General features: G+C 51.8%; 7 protein-coding genes. All 7 read left to right on the plus strand.

Annotated features, from left to right (window positions below):
* On the plus strand, positions 1 to 1,347 hold the full coding sequence (locus tag RDM26_RS02810; RefSeq protein WP_307737529.1) for an FtsW/RodA/SpoVE family cell cycle protein: 1,347 nt from the start codon (positions 1 to 3) through the stop codon (positions 1,345 to 1,347).
* Positions 1,337 to 2,458, plus strand: a complete 1,122-nt coding sequence (gene murG, locus RDM26_RS02815) for an undecaprenyldiphospho-muramoylpentapeptide beta-N-acetylglucosaminyltransferase (RefSeq protein ID WP_307737530.1) — start codon at positions 1,337 to 1,339, stop codon at positions 2,456 to 2,458. Before RDM26_RS02810 ends, murG begins: the two co-directional genes overlap by 11 nt.
* Positions 2,455 to 3,861 carry a UDP-N-acetylmuramate--L-alanine ligase gene (gene murC / locus RDM26_RS02820; RefSeq protein WP_307737531.1) on the plus strand — a complete coding sequence of 469 codons (1,407 nt, stop codon included), beginning with the start codon at positions 2,455 to 2,457 and terminating at the stop codon, positions 3,859 to 3,861. The genes murG and murC overlap by 4 nt, the downstream gene beginning before the upstream one ends.
* Positions 3,858 to 4,745 carry an FtsQ-type POTRA domain-containing protein gene (locus RDM26_RS02825; RefSeq protein WP_307737532.1) on the plus strand — a complete coding sequence of 296 codons (888 nt, stop codon included), beginning with the start codon at positions 3,858 to 3,860 and terminating at the stop codon, positions 4,743 to 4,745. Before murC ends, RDM26_RS02825 begins: the two co-directional genes overlap by 4 nt.
* A 143-nt stretch (positions 4,746 to 4,888) precedes the next feature.
* Positions 4,889 to 7,786: a class I tRNA ligase family protein gene (locus RDM26_RS02830; protein ID WP_307737533.1), complete on the plus strand. Its 2,898-nt coding sequence runs from the start codon at positions 4,889 to 4,891 to the stop codon at positions 7,784 to 7,786.
* Positions 7,787 to 7,879: 93 nt separating this feature from the next.
* Positions 7,880 to 8,887 carry a hypothetical protein gene (locus RDM26_RS02835; protein ID WP_307737534.1) on the plus strand — a complete coding sequence of 336 codons (1,008 nt, stop codon included), beginning with the start codon at positions 7,880 to 7,882 and terminating at the stop codon, positions 8,885 to 8,887.
* A 244-nt stretch (positions 8,888 to 9,131) separates the two neighbouring features.
* The gene (locus tag RDM26_RS02840; protein WP_307737535.1) at positions 9,132 to 12,347 is read left to right on the plus strand and encodes an alpha-L-fucosidase; all 3,216 of its coding nucleotides are present in this window, start codon (positions 9,132 to 9,134) and stop codon (positions 12,345 to 12,347) included.
* Positions 12,348 to 12,370: the final 23 nt, after the last annotated feature.

Here is a 12,370-nt window from a genome sequence, read left to right on the forward strand (position 1 = left end):
ATGGCGACGCGGACAAAAACTGCAGATCATATGCATCCTCGTGAGCCTAAGACCAAAAAATTTAGGGGAAGAATTCCGCGGATTGAAGTAAAGCGAGCAGAATCTTTCCGATCGGATAACCCAGAAGGCAAACGCAAACTGCTTAACCTGTGGCGTTCTGTCACCCATACCCCTTTATTTAACTACCAAATGCTGTGGTTCTTGATCATCGCCTTAGCGGTGATCGGTTTAATGATGCAGTTTTCTGCCTCGGTAATTCTGGAGCTTTCTGCCGGTACCAATCCCTATTGGGGAGTGGCGCGTCCCCTGCTGATTATGGCGGTGGGTTTTGCAGCCATGGTGTTCATATCACGGCTCCCCGCAGATATCTTTGAAAAAATAGCCTTACCGGTAATATTCCCACTGGCTATTGCCGCTCAGTTAGCGGTTTTTACCTCGCTCGGCCGCGGTCAAGGCGGCAATCGCAACTGGGTTTATATTCCCGGTATCAACCAGGTATTACAGCCGTCCGAGTTCCTAAAAGTCGCATTTATTTTACTGTTAGTTACGGTATTTGCTACCGGCAGATGCCGCATAGACTCCCTTGGAGACCTGTGCAAATGGGTAGGGCTGCCATTCATAATTATTGTGGCTACGGTGATGGCAGGTCACGATATGGGAACCCTGCTGATTTTCGTTTCTATTTTGCTGTGCGTATTGCTAATCGCCGGGATTTCTCTGCGCTGGTTAGGGATCGGGATAGGTCTGCTCTCCCTAGCCGCAGTCGGAGCGGTACTTAGTTCCGCTTCCCGCAGGGCTCGCGTGCTTTCTTTTTTACATCCCTCCCAGGCGAATCCTACCGGTTCTGGTCTGCAGCCCCTGCGCGCAAAATGGGGATTGGGCACCGGGGGACTTACCGGGGTGGGACCGGGTGCCTCTCGCCAGAAATGGAATTATTTACCGGAGGCTCATACTGACTTTATCTATGCAATTTTAGGTGAAGAATTCGGGCTTTTCGGTACCCTTTTAGTGCTGGTAATTTTCGGGCTGCTCGCCTGGGTACTGTGCCGGTTAATCATCAATGCTACCCACCAGACCACCCGCTTGTGTGCTGCAGGAACCCTGGGGTGGCTAGTGGTACAGGCGCTGATGAATATCATGGTAGTGATTGGATTCCTACCGGTAGTAGGGGTGCCACTCCCGCTGGTGTCTTCGGGAGGTTCCACGGCGCTAGCCACCCTGATACAAATGGGGGTGCTGTTAAGTTATTTGCGAGCAGAACCAGGAGTAGCTGCAGCGGTAGCTCATCGGCCAAAATATTTGCGTACCAGTAGAGCCGTCAGATTGGAAAAACGCGATGGAAAATAATAAATCGGTACTTTTAGCCGGAGGGGGAACCTCCGGTCATGTTAACCCGCTGCTGGCTGCGGCTCGCTGCCTGCGAGATCAAGGCTGGAAGGTCACGATTATTGGTACGAGGGAAGGCAAAGAGAGTGAGCTAGTGCCCGCTGCCGGCTTCGATTTGCACTATATTCCGCGGATTCCCTTGCCGCGACGCCCCTCTTTACAGCTGTTCACCATCCCCACTCGGATGCGGGCGACGGTGCGGAAAATAGAGTCTCTGATCCGTCAGAAACAAGTGGGGGTAGTCATCGGGTTCGGGGGATATGTTTCCACTCCCGCTTATTTCGCGGCGCGGCGCGCGCAGGTTCCGCTGGTAATCCATGAACAAAATGCGCGTCCCGGTTTGGCTAACCGGCTAGGAGCACGGTGGGCAAAAGCAGTTGCTTTAACTTTTCCCTCCACGAAACTTGAGGCGAAGAAGGGGCGAACCACCTGTATTGGTTTGCCACTGCGTCCCGAAATAGCGCAGTTAGCGCAAAAACGTCAGAATCCGCAAGAACAACAACGACAGCGGGAGGCGGCGCTTAAGTCCTTTAATCTGGATGCGCAGCTGCCAACTTTACTGGTTACCGGGGGGTCTTTGGGGGCGCTTTCCCTTAACGAAGCCCTGCAGGAGGCAGCGGTACAGCTACCGGAAAATATGCAGGTAATTCACTTAACCGGTAAAGATAAAGATCAACCGGTACTGCGTGCTCTTCCCGAATCCTTAAAGTCGCGTTACCGGGTTATTGATTACCTGGTGGATATGGAAAGGGCGCTAGCTGCCGCCGACTTGGTGGTTTGCCGTTCAGGTGCCGGTACCGTAGCGGAGATGACCGCCTTAGCACTGCCGGCGGTCTATGTGCCCCTGCCGATCGGCAACGGCGAGCAGCGCCTTAACGCCGAAGACGCGGTAAAAAGTGGCGGTGCTCTGTTAGTTGATAATGCCCGCTTCAATGCAGATTTCGTTACCACACAGGTAGTGCCTTTGCTCTTGTCATCGGAACGTTTGCAACAAATGTCGCGGGCACTGCCGGAAGAGGGAGTCGACGCCGCGAAGAAACTGGCGCAAATTGCTGAGGAAGTATGTCGATGAGCGAGACAAAATATCATTTTATCGGGGTTGGGGGAGCTGGAATGTCAGTGGTCGCGCAGCTTTTTGTGGCACGCGGCTGGGAACTGACCGGTTCAGATCAAAACGAATCCGATAACTTAGACAAACTTCGTAATCTGGGAGTCAAATGTTGGGTGGGTACCCAGCCGGAGCTGATTACTTCCGAGATGACTATTGTTTATTCCAGTGCGATTCGCCCTAGTAATCCCGAATTTGCTGCCGGTAAAGCTGCCGGTTGTAGGTTTATGCATCGATCCCAGGCGCTAGCGCTCGCGGCTGCTGACCGTAAGTTCGTGGCCGTGGCGGGGGCGCATGGTAAAACCACTACTTCTGGCATGTTGGCACAAACTCTTTCCCAACTTGGGGCAGATCCTTCTTTTGCTGTTGGAGGGATAGTCCGTCACTACCAAACGGGAGCCCATCTGGGTAAAGGAGAGTATTTTATTGCCGAAGCCGATGAATCTGATGGTTCTTTCCTGAACTACCGCCCCCAGGTGGCGATTATTACCAATATCGAGCCCGATCACCTCGATAACTATGGATCGCCGGAAAAGTTTGCGGAGGCATTTTTTGATTTTAGTAACTGTATTAAACCAGGTGGAACCCTGATTGTTTGTACTGATGATCCCGGCTGTCGACATCTGGTTGAGCGCCGAGAATCCTCGCGAAGCGAATGCGCTGCGCCTGGGATCCGGATCCTCGGATACGGGTTAGAGGATCCCTCCCTCAACTTGGATGAGTTTTGCCTGATTAAACCGCTGGCGGAAGATCCCAGCTCAGTGTCTGCAAAGTTTATAGTGGCGGGGAAAACTAGTACTGTGCGCCTACCAATGCCGGGGCAACATAATTTATTAAATGCGGCAGCAGTGTTCCTCGGAGCTCAAATTGCCGGTTTTTCTGCGCCAGAAATTGCACAGGCTTTAGGGGATTTCGAGGGAACCGCGCGCCGGTTTGAAACCAAAGGTGAGGTTGAACGGATCCGGGTAATCGATGACTACGCTCATCACCCCACTGAGGTGGAAGCCCTCATGCACCAGGCGCGCGAGGCCGCCGGGGAAGGACGCGTTCTGGTGCTCTTTCAGCCGCACCTGTATTCGCGCACCCGCAATTTTGCTTCCCGCTTTGCCCAGGCGCTTGATATGGCTGATCAAGTAGTTGTGTGCGATATTTTCCGGGCACGGGAAGATCCGATCGCGGGGGTCACTTCCCGCTTAATCACAGACAAGATGCAGCACGGCTCCTACTTGGGGGATCGGGATGAGGCGGCGCGCGTCCTCGCTAATACGGCTGAGCCCGGGGATTTGATCTTAACCGTGGGAGCGGGAGACGTGACCGCGGCCGGTGGGCTGGTTTTAGAGATTTTAGCCTCGAGGTTCGCGCAGTGACTTCCCGCAAATCTTCTTTTTCGCGCCGCTCTAAAGCCACCGAAGTATCAAAAAATACTCGGGTACGTACTAATCGCCACCCGGCAAGCGCAGGAAAAAAAGCGGTGTCCCGCTCGCGTTCTTCGCAAGTGACTTTAGCTTCCAAAGATCGAGCAGTGGTATCCAGCGGGCTGGAGCAGCGGCGCGCAGAAATTGCGCAGATCAAGCGGCGCAAGCGACTGCGCCGGGGCGGTATCGGGGCGCTAATCGTGATAATCATAGTGGCCTTAGGCTACCTGTTCTGGTTTTCCCCGGTTTTTGCCTATGATCCGGGCAAAACGCGAGTTGTAGGTGCCAGCGAACAAGTTTCCGCGGGACAGGTCAAAGAAGAACTGTCGACCTATGCGGGAAGACCTTTAATGCGGGTACCTACGGGTCAGGTGGGCGCAACGCTTAAAAAAGACAATCCGTGGATTAAACAGATAGAGGTTAACCGGGAGTTTCCCCGGGGGATGGTGGTGTATTTGACGCTGCGAAAACCGGTGGCTAAAACCGCGCAGGGAGCAGTGGTTGATCTAGAAGGGAAAGTATTTCCAGCTAAGGGATTCGCTGTAGCCAATCTGGTGACGGTAGCTAGTTCTTGCCCCGCCAGCGATAATCGGGATTGTTTGAAATCGGCAGCCAGCGTGGTGGAATCATTGCCACCGGAAATCAAAAAGAAAACTAAACAGTCACAGGCGGTACGGCCAGAAAATATAGAGCTGCAATTGGTATCGGGGCAAAAGGTTATTTGGGGTGCCAGTAAAGATAATCAAAAGAAAGCACAGGTGCTGTCGGTGCTTATGCAACGCGGAGGCAGTGTCTATAACGTGACCGATTACGCTCACCCTACGATAATCGGGTAAGGATTGCTGCGCAGTAACGGGAAAGCAAGTTCACCAGTGGTAAATAGAGTTTTTGCTACCGATTCTATGGTCTTAGCGTAAAAATCGGTCAGCGCCCACTATGGGGTAGGCTTTGAGGGAGAAATGAAGGGAGAAAATAGTCCATGAGCAAGAGCGCTAGCGATATACCGGCATATCGATACACCGCCCAGATGGCAGGGCAAATCGAGGAAAAATGGCAAAAACACTGGTTAGACCACGGCACTTTCAATGCCGATAACCCAGTGGGTTCCCTAGCCGGTCCCCTGGCAGACAAGGATCCTTTCTTCGTAATGGATATGTTCCCTTATCCATCAGGCAAAGGCCTGCATGTGGGACACCCGCTAGGCTATATCTCCACCGATGTCACGGGACGGTTCCAGCGGATGCAAGGGAAAAACGTCCTCTACACCATGGGGTATGACGCGTTTGGTTTGCCCGCGGAGCAGTACGCGGTAACTACCGGGCAACATCCGCGCAAGACTACCCGCGAGAATATCGCGACTATGCATCGCCAGTTGGCGCGCATTGGGCTCTCCCATGATCAACGACGCTCTTTCGCTACTATTGATCAGGATTATTACCGCTGGACACAGTGGATTTTCCTACAGATTTTCAACTCTTGGTACGACGTGGAGGCTACCCGCCCAGATGGAGGCAAAGGCGCGGCTCGTCCTATTAAAGAGCTAATTGAAAAGTTTGCCAGCGGGGAAAAACCGCTGCCGCGCGGTAAGCAATGGAAAGACCTCAGCGCCAAGCAGCGCGAGGATATCCTCGAGGATTACCGCCTGGCATACCTTTCTTACGCACCTGTTAACTGGTGTCCAGGTCTGGGGACGGTGTTAGCGGACGAGGAAGTAACCTCCGAGGGACGTTCTGAACGCGGTAACTTCCCAGTGTTCCGTTCACATCTGCGGCAATGGATGATGCGGATTACTGCCTATGGCGACCGTCTGATTCAAGATCTGGCCACTTTGGATTGGCCGGAAAAAGTGCGCACAATGCAGGAAAACTGGATTGGCCGCTCCCAAGGCGCGACGGTAACTTTCCAGGTAGATACGGAAAAACTGCAGGTCTATACCACCCGTCCCGATACCTTGTTTGGAGCCACCTTCATGGTGGTAGCTCCCGAGCACCCAATTCTTTCCGGTTTGGCACAAAGTGAACTTCCCACGGGCGCACTCCCAATTCCCGCCCAGTGGCCTGCAGATACTCGCAAGGCTTGGACGGGCGGATATGAAAATCCGCAGCAGGCAGTACGCGCCTACCAACAACAGGCAGCTGCCCGCAGCGAGCGCGAACGCGGCGAAGATGCCCACGAGAAGACCGGGGTATTTACCGGTTTGTTTGCTACTAACCCGGTCAATAATCGTCCGATTCCGATTTTCACCGCCGACTACGTGATGATGGGCTACGGTACTGGCGCGATTATGGCAGTTCCGGCTCATGATCAGCGTGACTGGGATTTTGCGAAGAAGTTTGACCTGGACATTATTTACACGATTACTCCCGCGCCAGATGCAGATAAAGATGCTGCTTGGATCGGGGATGGGGTGATCCAGAATTCGGCTAATGACCAGATTAGCCTTAACGGATTAGGTAAAACGGAAGCAATTAAGAAAATTACTTCCTGGCTAGAAACTGCCGGATTGGGGGAAGCTGCCACCACTTATCGGCTGCGTGATTGGCTATTCTCCCGTCAGCGCTACTGGGGAGAGCCTTTCCCTGTGGTTTATGACGAGGACGGCGTGGTGCACGCCCTTCCGGAATCCATGCTGCCCCTGGACTTGCCGGAGGTAGATAATTTCTCTCCACGCACTTTTGCGCCTGACGATGCGGATTCGCAGCCGGAAGCTCCTCTGGGGCGCGCCACCGACTGGGTAAAAGTGGAACTGGATTTGGGGCAGGGCAAACAAACCTATTATCGGGACACTAACGTGATGCCTAACTGGGCGGGTTCTTGCTGCTACGAGCTACGCTACCTCGATCCAGGGGAGAAGGATTTCCTGGCTAAGGCGGAAAATGAGCGTTACTGGATGGGACCGCGCGAGGGCGCATCCTCGGGAGGTACCGATCTATATGTAGGCGGTGTAGAACACGCGGTTCTTCATCTGCTTTATGCGCGTTTTTGGCACAAAGTTCTTTACGATTTGGGTCATCTTTCTAGCAGTGAACCTTTCCATAAGCTGTTTAACCAAGGCTATATCCAGGCTTATGCCTATACAGACAAGCGGGGGGCGTACGTTCCCGCTGCCGAAGTAGCAGGTGATGAAGCCAGTGGTTTCAGCTACGAGGGACAGCCGGTGAAACGCGAATACGGCAAGATGGGTAAATCCTTGAAGAATATCGTTACTCCCGACGATATTTGCGACGAATACGGGGCGGACACTTTCCGGGTCTATGAAATGTCGATGGGGCCGCTGGATATGTCGCGGCCTTGGGAAACTCGGGCAGTGGTCGGTTCCCAGCGTTTCTTACAGCGACTATGGCGCAATGTGGTTGATGAGAACACTGGAGAGGTAACCGTTAGCGAGGACGCGCCCGATTTGGAAACCCAACGTGCCCTGGCCAAGGCGATTGCGGCGGTAACCGAAGACTACCGGGAAATGCGTCTTAACCTGGTGGTTTCGGATCTGATCGTGCTCAATAATCACTTGACTGGGCTGAAAGCGGTTCCTCGGGAAGCCGTAGAGGCATTGGTGCTAATGATTTCTCCGCTGGCTCCCCATATTGCCGAAGAACTTTGGAATCGGCTGGGGCACTCTTCCTCGTTGGCACGTGAACCTTTCCCGGTAGTAACCGATGAATCTCTACTGGTAGAAGAGGAAATCACGGCGGTGGTACAGATTAACGGCAAGGTGAAGTACCGCTTGCAAGTACCGCAATCTATATCAGGCGAGGAGCTAGAAAAACAGGCACTGGAAACCGAAGTGGTGCAGCGCACCCTTGCAGGAAGCGAACCTTTGAAGGTGATAGTGCGAGAACCAAAATTGGTGAACGTAGTAATAAGGAAAAAGAAATAAATAGAAATAAGTGCCCTGAATAATCTGCGTGAGCTATAGACTAATAGGTAAGGGCTCTTTGGTATTACCTTGTTTTAATTTTAAGGAGCAAACTTGAGTTTCGAAACCTGGACGCTGAAAGCGGGCGAAGACTCGGTATCAATCGCCAAAATCGGGGCAACTGTCCTGGATTGGCAGGTAGAAGACCATTTTCAAGACATTTCCGATTTTCCTTTGCCTCCCGATGGTGCTTACCCTCTAAAGCAGCGTAAGGTACACGTACTAGACGGGTATCGTGACGCGCAAGAGGCGCGGGAAATGAATGGTTTCCGGAATGCGGTTATGGCTCCTTGGTCAAATCGTTTACGTGATGGCAAATATAGTTTCCAAGGACGCGAGTATGATTTCGCAGGGAAAACCGTGGGCGGTTCGCTGGCGTTACATGGTTTGGTTGCAGATCAACCTTTTGAGTTAGTTGAGGCGGGGGAAGACTTCCTGCGAGCAAAGGTTCAAGTCCCAAAGCTCGAAGCCTATCCCTTTGAAGTGGAAGTGGAAGTTGCCTATCGGATATGCGCTGATCCCCATCGACTCTCCCTAGATATAATGGCCAGAAATAATGGTGAGGCAGACGCGCCGATTACCTTGGGGTGGCATCCCTACCTGGTGTGTCAAGCAGGCAGCGCGGAAACTACTAAAATCACGGTGCCTTCCCAAGTTCGTATCCAAACTGATAAGAATCTGATTCCTAAACCGGGAATAAAAGGATTTTCCACCCAAGCTTATCCAGTTACTTTGGTGCACCGCCGCGACATTGACTGGGGAATGACTTCCCTAGTGGCTGAAGATGGGGTGGCTACCGCCTTAGTTGACCATGTGGATGGTTCTCAAACTGCCGTAGAGTTGATTGGGGCTCGCCAGGGGCTGGGCTTAGGATCTTTCCAGATCTATACCGGTCAGGATTTGGCATATCGGCGGGGCATCGCGGTAGCGGTAGAACCTCTGTTAGCGATGACGGATGCTTTTAACCGTCCAGAATGCGAAGGCGTAATTACGGTGGCACCGGGACAAGTGCAAGAGTTTCACGCTGCCCTGGAGCATCGCAGTCCCCTTAACCGGCAGTAGACTCTCACTTAAGTAGTTTTCTTGGTGGCGAATCCTTAGCCCGGATTTAGCCACCGGTGTCGCTGACCTCGATAAGGATTGCGCAAACCGAGCCCCGCTGAAAGCTTAGTCTCATTTTCAAAGAAAGATTCGTTCCTGAGTATTTCCTTTTGTTAAACTGACAGCACCCTTGGAACTAAAAGGGTATGTCCCCCGGGCAGTAATGTCGCTGTCCTTTGATCAGTACTCAGAAAGACACGAAGAAGTGAAGAAAAGTTTAAAACGTTTGCTGCGTTCTTGTGCCGTTTTCCTATTTTCTGCCTCGTTATCTATAGGGGCTCTGGGGAGTATTTCCCTAGCTCACGCTGCGGACACGGATTTATTAAATGTTGCATTCGGGGGATCTTTAGAGAGCGGAGGGTTGACCACCCAGGCGGATGAAATCCTCAAAGGAGCAGTGACCCGCAAAGATGGGGGAGAAACTCAAGAAACCGGCAAGATTGTTTTAGCTGGGGGTAACCAGGGTCTTTTCTATACCAGTGCTCGCACTTCGGGCACGGGTACGGTGTTTTTTACTCTAGGCGAGGGGGTTGCTACTAACGGCTTTACCGCTGAGGTGAAATATACTCCGCAGGCGAACCAAAATAATCTTGCTACTATTTTTTCTGCCGGCGGCAACCTTTTTGTGCGGTATGTTGATGCCGGTCACTTGGAATATGGTCTGTCGTATCAACAAGGAGGACGTTGGACAGACACCAAACAAACTATTTTGGCTCCACCAGCTGGGAAAGAACATGCGCTATCGGTGACTGTTTGGCCTAAAAACGGGGGCACCGCGGTAAGGGTTGCCGTAGACGGAAACGAGTATCCAGAGATTGTAAGCCCTGCGCCGGCGGCGGTTTCAAACGGTTTAGAGTCAAAGTTCGGGTTCGGGGCGGAAGTGCATACGGCTCCCAATGCCCAAAATAGAGGGCTGAAAGGTAGTTTGCAGGCGTTACGTTTTACCCCAGCAAATAGTTACAATTACCAGGACGGATTTGAATTTCAGCCCGCCGAAAGTCAGGAGGGAAATCCCGATGACGTTCCCTGTGCCGCCTGGGAAGAAATCGAACCAGCAACTCAAATTGCGGTAAGTCCCGCTGACTGTCGCGAACATATTTTGAAAAAAGCATCCTTAGTCAGGCCTACTAAGGAGCAGTTACGCTGGCAAGAACAAGAATTAACGGCGTTTATTCATTACGGGGTTAACACTTTCTACAATCAAGGTTGGGGGCATGGTACCGAAGATCCTCAGCGTTTCGCGCCCACGGATTTAGATGTTGACCAATGGGTAAAGAATCTGGCAGAGGCAGGTTTTGGGACAGTCATTTTAACTGTCAAGCACCATGATGGATTCTTGCTATACGATTCGCGCTACACTGATCACGATATCGGCTCTTCGGCAGTACCAAACGCCGATATTCCCCGAGATGTAGCCAAGGCCGCGAAAAAATATGGGATGCGGGTAGGATTCTATCTGTCACCTGCTGATTCGAGTGCAGAAATTAAGGGGCTCTTTGGAAACGGATCGGCAAAAACCGAGCGCACGATTCCCACCCTAATAGACGGGGATGACCGTTCTGGAAAAATAGATAAGTTCTATAAATACCCGGCAACTGATTATGGGGAGTATTTCCTGAATCAACTCTACGAAGTGTTGACTCAATATGGCGACGTTGACGAAGTTTGGTTTGATGGCGCTGCCGGTAACACCGATAAACATGAGCTTTTTGATTATTCTGCCTACTACGATTTGATTCGCCAATTGCAGCCGAATGCGGTTATCGCTGTGGGCGGCCCCGACGTACGTTGGATCGGTAATGAGGAGGGTCGCGGACGCGCAAATGAGCCCTCAGTTATTCCGGTCAAACAGCTTGAGTCCGGGAAAATTGATATTAGCGGACAAGCGGGGCACTTTAACCAAAACTTGGGCAGCGATGATCAAATAGTTAATGCGGTTCGCAGCGGGGGAGCGCAATATCTACGCTGGTGGCCAGCAGAAGCAGATATGAAGCTTACCAGGGATTGGTTCTGGCAGATTGATGCGGATGAAGATAATTCAACCGTTAAATCTGGCACAGCGTTATGGAACAAATACCTAGAAAACGTGGCTCGTAACTCGGTAATGCTTTTGAATGTACCTCCGAATAAGACTGGGAAATTTTCCGCTAACGAGATAAAAGCTTTACAAGATTTTGCGGTTGAACGGCGAAAGGCTTTCGCACTCGACCATGCTTTAGGGCGACCGGTTAACGTAGGCGGGGAAAACACTAGGGTTTACACCGATAATAATCTGCGCACGGGTGGACAAGCTTTCACTGGGGAAACCAGCTTTGAGGTTGATTTAGGAGCAGAAAAAACTGTTAACTATGTTTCCTTGGCGGAAGATACTTTAAATCACGGCCAAAACATTCAAAGTTTTGTGATTGAGAAAGAAACTGCTGACGGATGGCAGCCGGTGAAGATCAACCGTAATTCCGCTACCGGCACTGTGGGGGTTCGCCGGATTGTGCAACTGGCTGCGCCTGAGACGGCACAAAAATTCCGGGTTCGGGTAACGGACAATCGCGGACCATTTGCTCTTTCAGATTTGCGGCTTTTTGGAAGTGCAAATCAAGATCCGGAAGTGCAACTGGATTATTATATCGATCCTGCCGCTAAGGAAGCCGGACTAGGTACTTTAGCTAGTCCCTTTAACTCCTTAGAACAGTTAAGAGGATTGCGTTTACCTAAAGGCGCGAAAATTCATTTGAAGTCAGGTGCCGTCTTCGGGCAATCGGATCTACGCTATTACGGTTTTGGCACGGAAGAAGAGCCCATAATAGTGGATGTTTATGGAGGCAATCAGCTTCCTAAAGTAGGTGAAGGAACCGCTTGGGACGAGTTCGCTCCTAAGATACCAGCTGGCTGGCAGCTCAATCTACCTAAGCCACAAAAACCGGATGCCAAAATTGCGGCTAGTGGGTGGCAAGATGTTCCGGATAGTAGCGATTGCGAACAAGGAACAGTCAGTCAGTCCCGCACCGTCACCACCACTGATTACCGTTGGGATACCACTAAATGGATTCTCGATGACGCAAATGCTGTGGAAAAGACCGAGACCAGATTGCGAGAGATGACCGCAGCCGAAAAGAGCGCCTGCCCCGGAAATAAACCGGGAGAAAGCGGCGGAGAATCAGACAAACCAGGAACGAATCCTCCTGGAGAAAAACCAGGAACAGCAAGCAAACCGGGGACAACCGCCCCGTCTGGGGTGACGAATACGTCCAATAGCAAACAAAAATCCAATGCTCAGCAAAAAGAGGCGAATCAGCAGGTACGGAATCCGGATTTGGTAAATACCGGGACTTCCGCGGGCGAATTATTGCTATTAACTCTGCTAGGGATGCCTTTGGGGCTAACTTTGGTTCTGGTGAACAACTTCCGCTCTAAGCAGCGTTGATGGTGCCTAGAGCGGCAAAAATA

It is taken from the genome of uncultured Varibaculum sp. (genome assembly GCF_902489465.1).
Classification (GTDB): domain Bacteria; phylum Actinomycetota; class Actinomycetes; order Actinomycetales; family Actinomycetaceae; genus Varibaculum.